Raw genomic sequence first — 16,331 nt, forward strand, 5'->3', positions numbered from 1 at the left:
CTCCAACCGTGCGCTTACTTAACCATCACCTCGTCCAGCGCCTGCTCAAGGGTGCTGACCGTGCGCTCGAGATTGTGCAGCTTGTCGAGCCCGAACAGCCCGATGCGGAAGGTCTGGAAGTCGGCCGGCTCGTCGCATTGCAACGGTACGCCGGCGGCAATCTGCAGGCCTTGGCTGGCAAACTTCTTGCCGCTCTTGATATCGGCATCATCGGTATAGCTCACCACCACGCCAGGGGCCTGGAAGCCTGCTGCGGCCACGCTCTTGATGCCTTTGCGGGTCATCATTGCGCGCACCCGATCACCCAGGGCCTGTTGTTCGTCGCAAACCTTGTCGAAACCGTAGGCCTGCGTCTCTTTCATCACTTCGTTGAATCGCGCCAGGGCATCGCTGGGCATGGTCGCATGGTAGGCGTGGCCGCCCTGCTCATAGGCCTGCATGATCTGCAGCCACTTCTTCAAGTCGCAGGCGAAGCTGGTGCTTTGCGTCGACTCGATGCGCTCGAGGGCCAACGCGCTGAACATCACCAGGGCGCAGCAAGGTGAGGCGCTCCAGCCTTTCTGTGGTGCGCTGATCAGCAGGTCGACAGCGCATTTGTCCATATCGACCCAAATCGCGCCTGAGGCGATGCAGTCCAGCACGAACAGGCCACCCACCGCATGCACGGCGTCGCCCACGGCCCGCAGGTATTCATCGGGCAGGATGATCCCTGATGAGGTTTCAACGTGGGGGGCGAAGACAATCTGCGGTTTCTGCGACTCGATGGCCGCCAACACTTCCTCCAGAGGGGCCGGGGCGTAGGCAGCCTGGCGCCCCGCTTCAACCGGGCGGGCTTTGAGCACCGTTGTGGCCGCCGGGATATTGCCCATCTCAAGGATCTGGCTCCAGCGATAACTGAACCAGCCGTTGCGTAGCACCAGGCATTGCTGGCCGGTGGCAAACTGCCGGGCTACCGCTTCCATGCCGAACGTGCCACTGCCCGGGACCACCGCAACCGCCTGGGCGTTGTAGACCTGTTTCAGGGTGGTTGAAATGTTCTTCATCACCCCCTGAAACGACTGGGACATGTGGTTGAGCGAGCGGTCCGTGTAGACCACCGAATACTCGACCAGCCCCTCGGGATCGATACTCGGATATATCTTCGACATGGTGTGGCTCCTTCGGCAGAGTTGTCCTTGGCATCGACCCTGCCCTAAGCCATTGCAAATGACAAGATGCATAGAGAACCCGGCGATAAGGCCCTCAGTTACACACCAGCCTTATGACCGTGGCCTGCCGCCGCTCCTGCTGCCTGCATCGCTCATAGCAACTCGGGGAAGGCAACGCCAAGCAGGTCGGGATCTTTCAGGATCGATGCACTGCTGGCGATATCCGGTGCCAGCCAACGGTCCTGGGCATAGGCCGGAACCCGCTCGCGCAACAACCGCCAGGCAATGCTGGTACCGGCGCCAAAGCGCTGCTCCTTGAGAAACTCGAAGGCCTGGGCCGCCAACAGGTACTCGATGGCGAGGATCTGCGTGCAGTTCTCCAGGGCACGGTGCAGCTTCAGCCCGGCATTGGTGCCCATGCTCAGGTGATCCTCCTGCAGGCCGGAGGTGACGTAGTTGTCGATGACGGCCGGTTGAGCCAGCTGACGGTTTTCGGCACACAGGGAAGCGGCCACGTACTGGACGATCATCATGCCCGAGTTCACCCCCGGCTGACTGACCAGGAAGGCCGGCAAACCGCTGACCAACGGGTTGATCAGGCGATCGAGGCGACGCTCGGCAATCGCCCCGATCTCGGCTACCGCAATCGCCAGCAGGTCGGCCGCCATGGCCACGGACTGGCCGTGGGGATTGGCCTGGGAAACCACCCGATATGACTCGGGTGTACCCAGCAACATCGGGTTGTCGGTGGTGGAGTTGAGTTCGGTCTCGATCTGCCGCGCCGCGTGTTCCAGCTGATCGCGCGCGGCGCCATGCACCTGCGGGATCGAGCGAATGCTCAAGGCGTCCTGGGTGCGAATGCCATGGCTGCTGGCAATGATTTCGCTGCCCTCGAGCAGGCGCCGCAAGTTCCTGCCCACGCGCTGCATGCCTGGGTGCGGTTTCAGCGCGATGATTTCAGGGTCGAAGGCATCGAGCTGGCCGCGCAGGGCCTCGAAGCTCATGGCGCCGATCACATCCGCCCATTGGCTCAGCCGAGTGGCATCGTCCAAGGACAGGCAGCTAAGGCCGGTCATGCAAGGGGTACCGTTGACCAGGCACAGGCCATCCTTGGCACCCAGCTTGATCGGCACCAGGCCGACCTCGGCCAAGGCTTGCTGCGCCGGCACGATCTGGCCGCGATAGCTGACCTGGCCGACACCCAGCAAGCTGATGCTGATATGGGCCATGTGGGTCAGGTACCCCACCGACCCCTGTTTCGGCACCTGCGGGGTGATGTGCTGGTTGAGCAAGGTCAGCAGCGCCTCGACCACCTTGCGCTGAAGGCCGGAACGGCCCTGGCAGAAGTTGATGATCGCCGCGCACATGATCGCCCGGGTCTGCTCGTCCGACAACGCGGTACCCACGCCGCAGGCATGGCTGAGCAAGGTGTTGTGCGACAGCTGGCTGAGCTGTTCGTCCTGCAACGAGACATTGCACAAGGCGCCAAGCCCGGTGTTGACGCCATAGGCGCGGTCACCGCTGGAAACGATGCGCTGGACAATCGCCTGGGCGTTCTCGATCCGCGCCCAGGCCGATGGGGCCAGCTCAAGCTTCGCGCCATGCCGGGCCACAGCCACCACGTCCTGCCAGCGAACGGGCGTGTCGGCGATGATGATCTTTTCGGCAAACGACATACACGCGGTTCCTTATAGCGAAGCTACGCGACGCTGCACGAAACGATCGACGTATTCGTCTGCAGGCTGGTAGAGGATTTCTTTCGGCGTGCCAACCTGGATCAGGCGGCCGTCCTTGAGAATGGCAATGCGATTGCCGATGCGCACCGCTTCGTCCAGGTCGTGGGTGATGAAGACGATGGTCTTGTGCAGGGTCTTTTGCAGTTCCAGCAACTGGTCCTGCATTTCGGCGCGGATCAGCGGGTCGAGCGCACTGAAGGCTTCGTCCATTAGGATGATGTCGGTGTCGGCAGCCAACGCACGCGCCAGGCCCACACGTTGGCGCATGCCGCCCGACAACTGGTGCGGGTACGATTTTTCGTAACCCTTCAGGCCCACGGTATTGATCCAGTGCAGGGCTCGCTCCGTGCACAGGGCCTTGCTCTCGCCACGTACTTTCAGGCCGTAGGCGACGTTGTCCAGCACGGTGCGGTGCGGCAACAGGCCGAAGCTCTGGAACACCATGCTGATCTTGCGCCGGCGGAATTCACGCAGGGCCTGCATGTCGTACTGCAGAATGTCCTCGCCATCGACCAGGATCTGGCCGCTGATGGGGTCGATCAGGCGGTTGAAGTGACGCACCAGGGTCGACTTGCCCGAGCCCGACAACCCCATGATCACGAAGATCTCGCCGCTGCCGATGGACAACGACAGATCGTTTACCCCCACCACACAACCGGTTTCGGCCAGGACCTGCTCTTTGCTTTTGCTCTGGCGGATCAATTTCAGGGCATCTTCGGCACGCGCACCGAAGATCTTGAAGACGTTTTTGACTTCGATCTTGTTCATCGTCTGCTTGGCGCTCATTTGCCCACCCCATGCCGTGGCCGGCCATAGGCCTGGGTAATGCGGTCGATCACAACCGCCAGAATCACAATGGCCAGGCCCGCTTCGAGGCCGCGGCCCACGTTCAGGGTCTGGATGCCGACCAGGACGTCTTCACCCAGGCCACGGGCACCGATCATCGAGGCGATGACCACCATCGACAGGGCCATCATGGTGGTCTGGTTGATACCGGCCATGATGCTCGGCAACGCCAGTGGCAACTGCACGCCGAACAGTTGTTGCAGGCGATTGGCACCGAACGCGTTGATCGCCTCCATGACCTCGCCATCCACCTGGCGAATGCCCAGGTCGGTCAGGCGAATCAGCGGCGGCGCGGCATAGATGACGGTGGCAAAGATCGCCGGCACCTTGCCCAGGCCGAACAGCATCAGTACCGGGATCAGGTACACGAAGCTGGGCATGGTCTGCATGATGTCGAGCAGCGGCATCAACACTGCCCGCAGGCGATCGTTGCGCGCCGACAGGATACCCAGCGGGATGCCGACCAGGACTGAGATCAGCGTGGCCACCAGCATCAGCGCCAGGGTCTGCATCAGCTTGTCCCAGAGCCCTACCGCACCGACCAGGAACAGCAAGCCGACGATCACCGCGGTGGGTACGATTCTGCGGGTGGCGTGCCAGGCAATACCGCCGACGACGGCCAGCATCAGCCACCAGGGTGTTGCGCGCAGTAAACCTTCAAGATTGACGATGGCCCACAGCAGGGTCTCGGAAATGTGCCGGAACACGTCACCGTAGTTGGTGACCAGCGCGTCGACCCAACCATTGACCCAGTCGGCAATGGAAAACGTGAAGTCTTTGGGAAACATGGAGTTCTCTCGAGCAAGTGCGTGAAGCGGACTGCTGTGTGGCATGCTCGGCAGGCGCCGGACCGGCCCACACCCTTCAGAGTGCCGCGTCTACCTTTTTGGCTGCGTCTTCGCTGACCCAGCTGTGCCAGACTTCGGGGTGCTCCTTGAGGAACGCCTTCGCCAGTTCCGCCGACTCGATGCGGTCCCTGGTCATGCGCGCCAGGTTCTGGTTCAGCAGGTCGATCGGCAGGTTGACCTTTTCCAGCACGGCCACCAGTTCCGGCGCCTGCTCGTGGAAGGTCTTCGACACGCCCACCTTGATGGTCACGGATTTGTCCACGCCTGGCTTCTCGTCCAGCTTGACCAGGTCGGCCTGGCCCATCAGCGGGGTCGGCGACCAGTAGTAGAAGAGGATCGGCTCGCCACGCTTGTAGCTCGAGAGCACGGCGGCATCCAGTGCCGGGCCGGTGCCCGGGCGGAAGTTGGTGTAGGTGTTTTCCAGGCCATAGCTCTTGAGCATCTGGCTGTTGTCCAGCTCGCAGGTCCAGCCGGCCGGGCAGTTGTAGAAGCGCCCCTTGTCCGGTTCTTCCGGGTCCTTGAATACCTGGGCGTATTGCCCCAGGTCGGCAATGCTCTTGAGGTTCGGTGCCTTGGCTTCGAGTTTGCGCTTGGCATCGCCTTCGATCACATAACGCGGCACATACCAGCCTTCGACCGCGCCAACCACCGGCGAGCCGACACCGACGACCTTGCCGGCGGCCTGTGCCTTGTTCCAGACCTCGCTGCGCCCTACCCACTCCTCGGCGAACACCTGGATATCGTTGCTGCTCAGGGCGTTCTCCATGGAGATGGAGTTACCCGGCAGGCTGTCGGTGTCACAGCCATAGCCATTTTTCAGGACGAACTGCATCACCTCAGTGAGCAGCATCCCGCTTTCCCAGTTCAGACCGGCGAACTTCACCGGCTTGCCAGACTCGCACCAACCGGCGGCCTGGCTGGCGCCAGCGCACGCCAAGAGCCCTAAGGAAAGTGTCGTGGACAGCAGAGCTTTTGTAATTGTCATTGTGACGCTCCCAAACAAGATGATCACTGCGCAGGAGAAATATTTCACAACGATAAAAAAGGATAAAATAATAAGTCCTGATGCATCACCACGGAAAAACCTATGAAGTTCACGCTCAGGCAGCTTCGCTACGCGCTCGCAGCGGCCAAGCACGGAAACCTGACCACTGCCGCCATGGAGCTTCATGTTTCACAGCCTTCCATCTCGGCGGCCATCACCGAACTGGAGGAAGTGCTGGGCCAGGCAATCTTCATACGCCAGCGTGGTCTTGGCATATCGCTGACCCCCTTCGGTCGTACCGTCATGGTGCAAGCGCGTCGCGTGCTGGCAGAGGCCCAGACCTTTGCCGAGATCAATGCCGATGCAGGCGAGTGTGTCGGGGAACTGGTGGTGGGCTGTTTTGAAGATCTGGCGCCCTATTGCCTGCCGCAGATCGTGCGACGGATGCAGCAGTCCTGCCCACGGGTCACGGTCGATATGCGCGATGGCAGCTTCGATTATGTGGGCAAGCGACTCAGTGAGGGCGCGATAGAGCTGGCCATCACCTATGACCTGGGTTTACCGCCAAACACTCAATGCACCCAGCTGTGTCAGCTGACTGCCCAGGTGCTGCTGTCGGCCGATCACCCGTTGGCCAAGGCGCCGCGCGTCAGCCTCAAGGCGCTGGCCGAATACACCCTGGTCGTCACCGATCAGGTCCACAGTTGGCAGCATGTGCTGGATCTGTTCAGCTTTTACGACATTTCACCCGCTGTTGTGCACCGTGTGCGTACCTTTGAGTTGCAGCGCAGCCTCGTCGCCAATGGTTTTGGCGTGGCGCTGATTTATACCCGGCCATTTGGTGACCATAGTTACGATGGTCAAGCGCTGGTGTGTCGGCCGACACAGGAGAAACTGCCAACCCATAGCATCGTACTGGCGCATGACCAGCGCTACCCGCTGACGCCTTCGGCCGAGGCGTTCAAGGAGCTGGCGGTGGCATGGTTCGCCGAGCGACCGTCGTTTGCATCCGAGTGAACGACAGGTAGGGCGCATGTCACAGGAGGACGGCTGATACTCAGCTGAGGAGTGTCTTCGATGCTCGCATTCAGGTTCACAAAGCGTTCTCGCTAGCTGAATGAGACTCCAGGTGAAGACGGTTTTCGGCCCCCCGAATGGCTTTGGCGATTCGCCAGAAGTAAATTAAGCCAATCAAAAGTTCAAACACCGAACCAACAATCCAGCAAGTTATTAGCGACGACGGGGCGTCACGATTGCTCATGGCGACGCAATAGATCAACGGAATGCTCATGCACCACATCAGCGTCAGGCGCACGACCAGTGAAAATCGGGCCATGCCAATACTCTCCAGGACGGCGGCCCCGGTCATCGAGAAGACAAAGGCAGTGGAGAATGTCCACAGCACGCGTTGTGTATCGATGGCCAGGGCCATCGTCTGCGCGTTTTGTCCCAGGTCACCAAACGCCCTGAGCAAGACTTGCGGCACTGTGATTTGAACGGTGGAAACCAGCAGGACGTAGAGCAGTTCAATGATCACCGTGACCCGCAGGATCATTGCCAACTCGGTGTAGCGCCCCTTGCCCACTGCAGTGGCACACAGAATGCTGCAACCAATGCCTAAACCAATGATTGGGATGATGCCTAGGTAATTCACGGTTAGGTTGACGTTGTTTGCCGCTAGTGCACTGGCGCCCAGTACCGCCACAATCCAGATGAACGCAGTGTTTCCTAGCTGATCCACTCCGGCGGATAGGCCACCGGGAACACCTCTACGCAACCGGAAAAACAGCTGCGGCACTAGGTGCTCGCTGCGGGCAATGAAGATGTTCATCACCTCAAGCCAGACTTCTCGAGGCAGCATTACGGCATAGCATGCCAGCATGGACAGCGTGCCGATCAATGTACCGACAGCGGCCCCAGTCATGCCCATTTCGGGCAGCCCGAACTTGCCGAAGACCAGGCCGACAGTGAAGATCGAGTCGATTACTTGACCGATGATTCCCACTATAAGTGTTTCGCGGGTGCGACCAACACCGTTGAAAAACGAGGACAGCGCCGTGTCGATCGTCATTACGCCACCGAAGAGCGCCGCCCAGAGCATATACCGCGACTCCAGGTTGACAATCTGCGCTGGTCGAAAGCTGAGCTGTGGGATCATCGCGATCAGCGGGGCTGCGATGAACAGCAGGGCCCCACAGGCCATACCGAGGAGCAGCCCCAGTGCAGCTTCACGCGAAGCTGCACTGGGCCCTGATCGACCATGCGCCTGCGCAATAAAGGAACGTGCCACCCCCACCGTGCTACAGAAAAACGCGATGATCGCCATGCTTGTGAATACCGCAGGGCCAGACGCGGCCAGCGTATCTTGTGAGTAGTGCGCCAGGCATAGTCTGTCGACCAGCATCATCAGTAAATTGCCGACCATCGTTCCCATCAACGGAAACGAGACAGTGAAGATTCTTTTCGCCACTCCTGAGTCAAACCAGTGCCGCATATTCACATTCCTTTGTTTAGCAGCTACCGCGAGGGCACTTAGTCAGCGCTACGCCCGTGTTAAATAATACCTGACCGATATATCCCGCCTGTGGCGGTTTTCCCACTAGAGCGGACAAATTGCCAACTGATCGCTTTCGCCGTTAAGGCAACTCCGAACAAGCCCGTCAGATCGAAAAGGCGCACTAAAGTCAGAAGAGTCCGAAACTTGTCAATATTCTTCTGATCGATGCTCAGCCCGTCACCACCTCATACCTCACCCGATGCGCCTCGGTCGGCAACGGCACCTCCCACTTGAACATCATCCGCCGTATATCGTCATTGCGCAGCGACGTATCGCGTCGCTGGTTACGCCGCATGATCTCGTCCTCCGGCCGCTCCAGGTAGACGATCTCCACCTGCGCCCCGTAGCCGTACAGCAAGTCCAGCGTACGGCTGCGCATCTGCGCCGACAGGTGCGTCGAGTTCCACACGAAGGGCCTGCGCTTGCGCAACAGCGCCTTGGCCCGGTCGATGGCGTAGTGCGCGGCCGCGCCTTCGTTCTGGCCGTGGCGCAGGCCCAGGGCCTGGCGCGCGTCGTCGAACGACACCACCGGCAGGTCCGGGTGGTGTCGGGCGGTCCAGGTGTCCTTGCCGCTGGCCGGCAGGCCGGAGAGCATCACCACCTGGGAGCCCTGGGGTTCGTGCAGCGCGTAGCCCGGGTGCACGCGGGCGCCACGCAGGTACTGAATGCGCGTGTAGTCGTCGGCAAACGGCCTTGGGCCGTACAAACACCCCTCCTCTGCGGCCAGTTCGCGCCACAGCTCGATGGCGGTCAGCACATCGGCCTTGCCGGCATAGTGGCGGCCCTGCATGTCGGCCTCAGCCACCGCGCAGAGCATCCACACCGGCAGTTCCCAGGACAGCTTGTGCAGCAGAAACTCCGCGCTGCGTCCGCTGCGGTCGCCCTGCAAGGCGAAGAACGGCAATTGATGCACCGTGATGATCCGGCAGATCTGTTCACGCAGCGCGAACGGCACGCCGGCGCGCCACAGCAGCAGGCGCGCATCCACCGCGCCCCGGCGCGAGTGGCCGGGTTGGCCGATGCGCCCGGTCTGCGGGTCGATCACCGTGGTGTCGGGCTTGGCGATGTCATGCAGCAGGGCTGCAAAGAACAGCACGAAGCGCTGCTCGGCGCTGGCGTCGCGGTAGGCGCTCTGCGCCAGCAACGCTTCGACCACCAGGCGGGTATGGACCCACACATCGCCCTCGGCGTGATAGGTCGGATCCTGCGGGGTGTCGGCCAGGCGTGCCAGGGCCGGGATGGCCGCGAGGCAAGCGGCGCTGTCCATGTCGTGCCCGGGGTCGGGCACCAGTTGTTGCAGTTGGCGAATATCCATTTCGGGAAGCTCCTTCAGTAGCCGCGGCGTTCGCCGTGCCAGTCCAGGGACAGGCGCGGTGCATAGAGATCGACGCCTGCGGCCAGTTGATTGGGTATGAACGGTTGGTTGGCATGGTGCTGGTCGGCGTCGAGGATGGCCTGGACGAAGTCCTGGCGCACCCACTTGAGCCGGCCCAGGGTCTGGCGCTCGTCTTCGAGCTTCAGGTAAAGCCCCTCCATGCGGCTCGAGCGGTCGCATTGGCGCCAGGCGCGGGCCAGGTCGAGGCCTTCGCGGCGTACCACCTGCTCGAACACTTCGCGCCAGCGCGCGGTCTTGGCCAGCGAGTCGCCGAGCAACGCCATCAAGTCGGCGTAGCGGCGCGGTGCCGGGCCTTCGTACAGCACCGGCACCGACAGCACCGGGCCGTCCGCGAGCAGGCGTCGGCGCGCCGCAGTGGACAGGAACTGGCCTGTGGCGCGGTCCCACACGTCGAACTCGCAGAAGAAATGCGGCAGGTGGTCGTAGAACACCGAGTGCTTCTTGTGCAGCCACTCGCCATACAGCACGAAGCGGTCTTCAAGACGTTCGAGCAACCAGTGCTCGTGGGCCACGGCCCATTGCTTGAACAGGTTGAACTGGCGCTCGCGGCCGCCACCGCTAAGGTAATGGCCACGCGATTGCAGGCGTAGCTCGCCACCGTTGGTGAAGCTGATGCCGGCGTTGGCGCCGTCGAGTTTCTCTTCTACCACCAGCCATTGGCCAACCAGCGAGCCATAGGCCACCTGGCCGGCATCGCTGTCGCCGTCCTGCAGGCGCGAGCCTTGCAGATGCGCTGTGCGGGGGTATTTGAGCAGTTCGAGGGAATGTGCGTCGGCACGAAAATCCATGTTCATGGGTTTCTCCTTGTGAATAGGGAAAAACCGACGACAGGATCAGGCAGGTACGAGGATGAAGCGCCGCCGCGCGCAAGCACGGGCAGCCATCAGGCACGATGGACCGTCGTCGGTATCAGGCGTGTTTGATGGCGCAGGGCACTGGCTTCACCACTTTGGCAAAAGGTTGCGGGGATTCGAGGGCGCGTATTCAACAGCAGGTATCGGTCGCGGGTCAAGCCCTCGGTAGCAGCAATGTGATAGCATCTGCGCGCCCCTGGAGGGGCAATCTTTTGATATCCCGCAAGGAATACGCTTCGTGAAAGACTTCGTCATCAGCGTCAACAACATCGTCCTCTACGTCTCCCTGGCCGTTATCTGGCTGTTCGCCCTCATCACCCTGTTCACCGGCGGATTCCTGCCAGCCCTGGGTGTGTTCGTGGTCGGCAGCCTCGGCTGGTGCATCGTCTCCGGCTTCTGGTTCGTCCAGTCGGCCACCTACGAAGAGCTGCGCAAGCTCAACGCCAGCAAGGACTGACGCATCCGGGCGGCTCGGCACCTCGCCTCGCAGCCGCCCTACCCTCGCCCCGCACAAGCCTCGGCCGATACCTCGCCCTGCGCCGAGACAGGCACATCGAACACGCGGTCGAACGCCCACTGAAACACCAGCGCATAAAAGAAGAAGAACACGAACAACCCCAGGTCGGTCACCAGCGCCGCCCACCAGGAAATCTGCAGCCACCAGGCCACCAGTGGCACCAGCAGCAGTACCAACCCACCTTCGAACCCCGCCGAGTGCAGCAAGCGCCTGCCGAGGGTGCGGGCACGGTTCGGCTGACGGCGCTCCCAAAACTCGAACAGGTAGTTGTACACCACGTTCCAGGCCAGCGCGCTGGCGGACAGCATCAACGACAGGGCACCGGCATGCGCCAAACCGTTGTCGTAGACCATGGCGATGGCCGGTGACAGCACGGCGACGGCGATCGCCTCGTAAAGAACGGCCTGGACGATCTTGCGGGCGGGACCTTGCATGGCGGTGCACCTGTGGGCGGTGAAAGCGGATGCCGCCACGTTAGCGCTCGGTGACCGCCACGAAAAATGAGATAAATTGAGCGGGCATCAATCCAATTCATCCCTCGAGGTGGTCGGTGTTCTCTTCGCTTCCGCTCAACGCGTTGCGCAGCTTCGAGGCCGCGGCGCGCCTCACCAGCTTCAAGGCCGCGGCCGAGGAGCTCTCGGTCACGCCCGGGGCCATTTCCCACCAGGTGAAGGTGCTGGAGACCCGGCTTGGCACTTTGCTGTTCGAGCGCAGCGCGCAGGGTGTGAGGCTCACCGAGCAAGGCGAGCGGCTCTATCGGCAGACCCATGGCGCACTCCTGGATATCAGTCGTAGCCTGGAGCACTTCCTGCCCGGCACCGCATCACAGTCCCTGACCCTGTCCACTACGCCCGGGCTGGCCGCCGCCTGGCTGATTCCGAGGTTGGGCGATTTCTACCGTGCTTTCGAGGCGTTCAACCTGCGCATCGACACCGGCAACGAACTGGTCGACCTGCTGCGCGATTCCAGCATCGACCTGGCAATTCGAGCCGTCAGCCACACCGACCCGAAGCTGTTCAACCTGCCGTTGATGGAGGAGCGTTTCGCGGTCTATGCCGCGCCTGCGGTGCTCGCCGCCATGACGGTTGAACAGCTCCAGTTGATCGACCTGCGCTGGCAGGTCCCGCAAGGCTGTTCGATCAGCTGGCAGCTTTGGTGTGAGGCGGCGGGCTGCCAAGACTGGCTTGAGCGTGCACGCATGCGCGAATTCGATGACGAGCATTTTGCCTTGAGCGCCGCCGTTGCAGGCCACGGCCTGGTGCTCGCAAGCAACGTACTGGTGGCCGATAGCGTGCAACGTGGCGAACTGGCGGCCTTCCGGCCCGACGTCAGCCTGCCGGGGCCGCGCTACATGGCGGTCTGCGTACCGGGCCGGGAACGGCAGCCACACATGAAGGCACTGTTGGCCTGGCTGGCCGAAGTGGCCGCAGCGACCATAACGGAGGCGCGTTGAGTAACGCCGGTGGATCAGGCATGGCTGCCCTTCTCCAAGCCTAGAACCGTCACTGGCCGGTCAGCGCCGCATCAGCCTTTCCTGCGCAACGCCTCGACCAGTTGCGCCTTGGTCATGCGCGAACGCCCCTTGATATCCTTGCTGCGCGCCTCTTTCATCAGGCTTTCCTTGGTCTGCGTCTCCAGTGAGGTGCCAGATTGACGTCCATGGCCCTGACGGGTTTTCGCGGCCCGCTTGGCCGAATCTGAACGTGCGGTCTTCTTTTCGCTCGACGACGTCTTGCTGCCCGATCCGCCGGACTTGTCGCCGCCGCCGGACTGCTTGTTGACGGTAGCCCAGGCACGGGACTCGGCCTCGTCCTTGGACAGGCCCTTGTGCTCGTAGCTTTGCTCGATGTGTTCGGCCTTGCGCTTCTGTTTCTCGGTGTACTTGTCTTTGTCTCCACGGGGCATGTCGCTCACTCCTGAGTGGGTTCGGCTGAACGGTTGAAGCCATTGCCGCTGACGAAGTGCGATCGGCTGGACGAATGGTCGGCAGTGCCCAAGCAGCTACACAAGGTGGTAGTCCGCGCCGGCCACCGCCTTCACGAAAGCTCGATCAGCAAGCCGGCGCAGGTCGCGCCACTCAGTCCAGTCGATCAACCGCAGCCGGTCCATCTCGTCGGCCTGGCGCAGGAGTTCATCGTGATAGGTGCTTGGACAGTGCCGGCGCAGGGCCTGGTTGTCGTAGGTGTCGAACCAGTGGTTGATCTCTGCCAGCCGGCATTGCGCCGGGGTCATCGGGTCGCTGAAGGCATTCATCTCGGACCGCCCTGCTTTCTTTGACGGAAGATGCCTGTGCGTCGCACGAGGTTCCCTCCAGCCGCCTGGACGGTCGGCGCGACGCAAATGCCACTGGTGATCTGCGCTTGAACTTTAACGCGCTTCCTGGCTTCCCCTGAATAGACCATCCCCACAGCGTACAGGAGAACCAACCCATGAGGCCTTTGATCTGTCACGGTACCGGCGATGTCCGTATCGAAATGCTTGCGGATCCGCTCGTCCTGAGCAGGCACGGCTGTGTGTTTCGCACTATCGCCACACGGAGCGTGCAGCCATGATTGATCCCGCCACCGGTATGAAGCCGGGAGAACGCTATACCGTGGAAAACCTCGAGCGAGTGCATCCGTTCACCGGCTTCTTCCTCGACGGCAAGTACTATCTGGGGCCGGAGCTGCTGACCGCCGTGGGGTGGCTGGAGGGGCGGCGATTCATCTATGACAACCTCGATGCCACGGGCGAGCCGGTGTTCGCCAACCGCTTCGCCGGCGAGATCAAGGACCTGGTGCTGACCTTGGCGGATGGCACTTCCCTGGCAGTGTCGCGCCTTGAACACTGGCCTCCCGACGAGGGGGGCAGTGAAGTCGAACAGCCTGGACAGCGGCCATCAGTACCTGAAGTTCCAGCCTTCACAGCGACGCAGGGACGGCGTCTGGTGGCGGGTGTCGAGCGCCTGCAACGCCACCCCGCAGCCATCCTGGCAACCGCCTTGGCCCTGGGATTCGTGGCGGGCTGGGTGCTGGCGGCACTTGAGCGCAGGCGCCATTAGGCGTACCAGGAGCGCGTGCGCCCTACCCTGGTCTTCGTCTGTCACCTAGTGACATGTGCGGCTTGAAGATAAGCGTAAAGCTGCCGGTCAGGCGCGAACGCAGCTCCTTGGGCATGGTGTATCCGAAGTGGACAAGCCATGCGCCGTCACCCAGCAGAAAGGTATCGCCCCGATAGCGCTTGACCTCGGTTTCGCTGATGCCAATTTCCATTGCCACATCCAGGTCGGTCGGGGGAGTCGTCATTATGCAGAGGCCTCTGGCCGTATTTTTATTGGGAGTTGAATAGCGCCTGTTTGACTTGCATAAGGGCATTTACCCTGCCAGGCGTTCAGCACATTTCCTGAATGTCGGACGAATGGCGTGGCGCATTCATTGGCCAGGCGTCGTCCCCTGCCTGTCCGAGGCCCTGACCTTCCCCGAAAACACCCTGAAGCCCCAGGTGTTGTAGCCCAGCGTGACAGGCACAACCAGGGCAAAGCCAACCAGTACAAACACTTGAGTGGCAGCGCTTGCCGCCGCCTGTTCAAGAGTCAGTGCCGGCGGGATGGCATTGGGAAAGAGCGCTACCAGCATGAGGGTGAATGCCACGACGATCATGCCCAGGGCACAAGACAGCGGCAGCCAGTGGTGTGCACAGCGCCAGGCGCGAGCGAACCCCACCAGCAATCCAATGCTCGCTACCCCGGTGCCTACGAGCAGCGAGGGCTGGCCGAGGCGATGCCAATACTGCGTATCGAGTTGCAACGTCAACGCCAGCACACCAGCCAGCGCCGCCAGGGCAAGGCCGCAGAGCACCTTGGCCTGGCTGGCTGCCCGACGTTGCAGCGGGCCTTCGCATCGCCAGTACAGCCAGCAGGCACCCAGCCATGAGTAACCCAGCACCAGCACCAGCGCCAGTGCACAGGCCACCGCGCAGGTCGCGAAAAAATGCAGCTTCGGCCCGACCTTGTTCTGGCCGAACAACATCACCCCGAGAAAACCCGCTTTCAGAAAGAATGCCACCAGTACCTCATAGAGCATCAATGGACCGATGATCTCGCCGACTGCCAGCGACAGCCGTGCCCAATTCAGACCGAACTGATACTCCATGACCAGGCCGGACGCGGTCCCGGCGGCCACGGTCAAGGCAAACACTTTCAGCCAGTAGCGGTACAGCGCCAACACGGCTGGCTGTCGGCGCCACAGCCACCAGGCTTCCAAGGCCATCAACCACTGCGCCAGGCCAATGCTGAAGGCGGCAAGGACAATATGAAAACCAATGGTGATGGCGAATTGAGCCCGCGCGGCCAGCAGCGCCGCAGCCGCATCGGCGTGCTCAATCAAGCTCATCCCTCGCTGGCACGTCTATATCAGGCTTTGTCGTCAACGTCGCGCAGGCGCTTCTCGATCGCACGGGTCTGCTCTTCCTGCTCTTTGATTGAAGTCGGCGTTATCACCTTGTCGACCGCCTCTGTATCCGGATCCGGGCGCTCGAGCACCGGATCCGGCGCAGGCTGCCCTTTTTGGGCCTCTTCAGAGGAAATGGGGCGTGGGGTCTTGTCAGCGGGTTTGGATTCAGGCTGTTTCATGAAAGGGTCCCGTGGCGGATGACTGTCTTTCAGAAGAGTACCGGCCGCCTGGGAAAGTTTGATCCGACTGCATCAGCACAACTGATCCCAGGTTGCCAGGGCATTGCCCAAGGCGGCGCCGGCGGCGGTATTGTCGAATATGCACCAGATATCTGTCTGGCTGGCAGCACTCGCCCGCAGCCGCGCCGCCAAAGCCTGCAGGTAATGGTCGGAATAAGCGCTGTAGTAGACACGCGGCTCGCCATGCAGGCGCCAATACTCCAGCCCGGGCCACCCGCCGGGCTCGGCATCGCTGACCAGGCGCGGCGGGCTGGCGGCCACCTGGGCGATGCGCAGCGCGACGAGCATTGACTGCGCCGCATGCCACGAAGCGTGGCGCGGCTCGACCGCCACTGGTCCGGCATGGCGTTCGCGCAACGCTTCGAAGAAGCGCCGCGCCGATTGCGCGTCGTAGGCCAACGAAGGTGGCAACTGGACCAGCAGGCAACCGAGGCGCTCCCCCAGCTGGCCGCACTGGGCGAGAAACCCATCGAGCAGCGGCCCGCAGGCGTGCAGGCACTGTTCATGGGTGATGGTCCTGGGCAGCTTGACGGAAAAGCGAAAGGTCGTCGGCACCGAGGCGGCCCATCGCGCATAGGTTTCAGGGCGGTGCGGGCGGTAGAACGCGCTGTTGATCTCGACCGCGTTCAGCCGCCGCGCATAGCGCTGCAGATGGCTGCCTTGCGCGGGAAACGCGTCGACATAAGGCCGCGAAATGCTCCAGCCGGCACAGCCTAGATAAATCATCCGCTTGCTCCTGTCAGGCGCTGTGAAGCGGTGGAGTGGCGGCGGGGTC

The 16,331-nt window shown here is 62.0% G+C and carries 18 protein-coding genes and 1 pseudogene; 4 read left to right on the forward strand and 15 right to left on the reverse strand.

What is annotated here, in order from left to right:
* Positions 1 to 14: 14 nt before the first annotated feature.
* From OH705_RS19170 to OH705_RS19190, 5 genes are all read right to left on the reverse strand, one after another.
* Entirely contained in the window at positions 15 to 1,148 is a 1,134-nt protein-coding gene (locus tag OH705_RS19170; protein ID WP_267302767.1) for an aminotransferase class V-fold PLP-dependent enzyme, read from the reverse strand.
* 152 nt (positions 1,149 to 1,300) lie between these two features.
* A complete protein-coding gene (hutH, locus tag OH705_RS19175; protein ID WP_267302768.1) occupies positions 1,301 to 2,824 on the reverse strand; it encodes a histidine ammonia-lyase in 1,524 nt (507 codons plus the stop codon).
* 12 nt (positions 2,825 to 2,836) lie between these two features.
* A complete protein-coding gene (locus OH705_RS19180; RefSeq protein WP_267302769.1) occupies positions 2,837 to 3,670 on the reverse strand; it encodes a quaternary amine ABC transporter ATP-binding protein in 834 nt (277 codons plus the stop codon).
* A complete protein-coding gene (locus tag OH705_RS19185; protein WP_267302770.1) occupies positions 3,667 to 4,518 on the reverse strand; it encodes an ABC transporter permease in 852 nt (283 codons plus the stop codon). Before OH705_RS19185 ends, OH705_RS19180 begins: the two co-directional genes overlap by 4 nt.
* Positions 4,519 to 4,594: 76 nt before the next feature.
* Positions 4,595 to 5,563 carry an ABC transporter substrate-binding protein gene (locus OH705_RS19190; protein ID WP_046855583.1) on the reverse strand — a complete coding sequence of 323 codons (969 nt, stop codon included), beginning with the start codon at positions 5,561 to 5,563 and terminating at the stop codon, positions 4,595 to 4,597.
* A 102-nt stretch (positions 5,564 to 5,665) separates the two neighbouring features.
* Between OH705_RS19190 and OH705_RS19195 the strand changes: the two genes are divergently transcribed.
* The gene (locus OH705_RS19195) at positions 5,666 to 6,580 is read left to right on the forward strand and encodes a LysR family transcriptional regulator (RefSeq protein WP_023629001.1); all 915 of its coding nucleotides are present in this window, start codon (positions 5,666 to 5,668) and stop codon (positions 6,578 to 6,580) included.
* 76 nt (positions 6,581 to 6,656) lie between these two features.
* Here OH705_RS19195 and OH705_RS19200 read toward each other — a convergent pair whose 3' ends face one another.
* The 3 genes from OH705_RS19200 to OH705_RS19210 form a co-directional block, all read right to left on the reverse strand.
* The gene (locus OH705_RS19200) at positions 6,657 to 8,057 is read right to left on the reverse strand and encodes an MATE family efflux transporter (RefSeq protein WP_267302771.1); all 1,401 of its coding nucleotides are present in this window, start codon (positions 8,055 to 8,057) and stop codon (positions 6,657 to 6,659) included.
* A 232-nt stretch (positions 8,058 to 8,289) separates the two neighbouring features.
* Positions 8,290 to 9,435 carry an AAA family ATPase gene (locus tag OH705_RS19205; protein ID WP_267302772.1) on the reverse strand — a complete coding sequence of 382 codons (1,146 nt, stop codon included), beginning with the start codon at positions 9,433 to 9,435 and terminating at the stop codon, positions 8,290 to 8,292.
* Between the two features lie 14 nt (positions 9,436 to 9,449).
* Positions 9,450 to 10,310, reverse strand: a complete 861-nt coding sequence (locus tag OH705_RS19210) for an RNA ligase family protein (protein WP_267302773.1) — start codon at positions 10,308 to 10,310, stop codon at positions 9,450 to 9,452.
* Between the two features lie 298 nt (positions 10,311 to 10,608).
* On the opposite strand from OH705_RS19210, the gene OH705_RS19215 reads away from it, so the two are divergent.
* Positions 10,609 to 10,827 carry a hypothetical protein gene (locus OH705_RS19215; protein WP_023630431.1) on the forward strand — a complete coding sequence of 73 codons (219 nt, stop codon included), beginning with the start codon at positions 10,609 to 10,611 and terminating at the stop codon, positions 10,825 to 10,827.
* 38 nt (positions 10,828 to 10,865) lie between these two features.
* Here the strand turns inward: OH705_RS19215 and OH705_RS19220 are convergent, their stop codons facing one another.
* Entirely contained in the window at positions 10,866 to 11,321 is a 456-nt protein-coding gene (locus OH705_RS19220) for a PACE efflux transporter (protein WP_104443835.1), read from the reverse strand.
* 116 nt (positions 11,322 to 11,437) lie between these two features.
* Between OH705_RS19220 and OH705_RS19225 the strand changes: the two genes are divergently transcribed.
* Positions 11,438 to 12,340 (forward strand): LysR substrate-binding domain-containing protein, encoded by a 903-nt coding sequence (locus OH705_RS19225; RefSeq protein ID WP_104443834.1) that lies wholly within the window; start codon positions 11,438 to 11,440, stop codon positions 12,338 to 12,340.
* 71 nt (positions 12,341 to 12,411) lie between these two features.
* On the opposite strand, the gene OH705_RS19230 is transcribed toward OH705_RS19225, so the two are convergent.
* Positions 12,412 to 12,792 carry a hypothetical protein gene (locus OH705_RS19230; protein WP_023630434.1) on the reverse strand — a complete coding sequence of 127 codons (381 nt, stop codon included), beginning with the start codon at positions 12,790 to 12,792 and terminating at the stop codon, positions 12,412 to 12,414.
* Positions 12,793 to 12,888: 96 nt separating this feature from the next.
* Positions 12,889 to 13,140: a hypothetical protein gene (locus OH705_RS19235; protein ID WP_267302774.1), complete on the reverse strand. Its 252-nt coding sequence runs from the start codon at positions 13,138 to 13,140 to the stop codon at positions 12,889 to 12,891.
* Positions 13,141 to 13,435: 295 nt separating this feature from the next.
* On the opposite strand from OH705_RS19235, the pseudogene OH705_RS29140 reads away from it, so the two are divergent.
* A pseudogene (locus OH705_RS29140) lies at positions 13,436 to 13,712 on the forward strand (short-chain dehydrogenase); the annotation flags it as partial.
* 237 nt (positions 13,713 to 13,949) lie between these two features.
* Here the strand turns inward: OH705_RS29140 and OH705_RS19245 are convergent.
* The 4 genes from OH705_RS19245 to OH705_RS19260 all read right to left on the reverse strand — a co-directional run bounded on the left by OH705_RS19245 (position 13,950) and on the right by OH705_RS19260 (position 16,282).
* Complete coding sequence (locus tag OH705_RS19245) at positions 13,950 to 14,138, reverse strand: hypothetical protein (protein WP_237750143.1); 189 nt, start codon at positions 14,136 to 14,138, stop codon at positions 13,950 to 13,952.
* 159 nt (positions 14,139 to 14,297) lie between these two features.
* Entirely contained in the window at positions 14,298 to 15,257 is a 960-nt protein-coding gene (locus OH705_RS19250) for a cytochrome ubiquinol oxidase subunit I (RefSeq protein WP_267302775.1), read from the reverse strand.
* Between the two features lie 20 nt (positions 15,258 to 15,277).
* Positions 15,278 to 15,496, reverse strand: a complete 219-nt coding sequence (locus OH705_RS19255) for a hypothetical protein (protein WP_023630441.1) — start codon at positions 15,494 to 15,496, stop codon at positions 15,278 to 15,280.
* 72 nt (positions 15,497 to 15,568) lie between these two features.
* Positions 15,569 to 16,282 carry a DUF72 domain-containing protein gene (locus OH705_RS19260; RefSeq protein WP_038706148.1) on the reverse strand — a complete coding sequence of 238 codons (714 nt, stop codon included), beginning with the start codon at positions 16,280 to 16,282 and terminating at the stop codon, positions 15,569 to 15,571.
* Positions 16,283 to 16,331 lie beyond the last annotated feature (49 nt).

This window comes from Pseudomonas sp. BJa3, from assembly GCF_026343815.1.
In the GTDB taxonomy this organism is placed as follows: Bacteria; Pseudomonadota; Gammaproteobacteria; order Pseudomonadales; family Pseudomonadaceae; genus Aquipseudomonas; species Aquipseudomonas soli.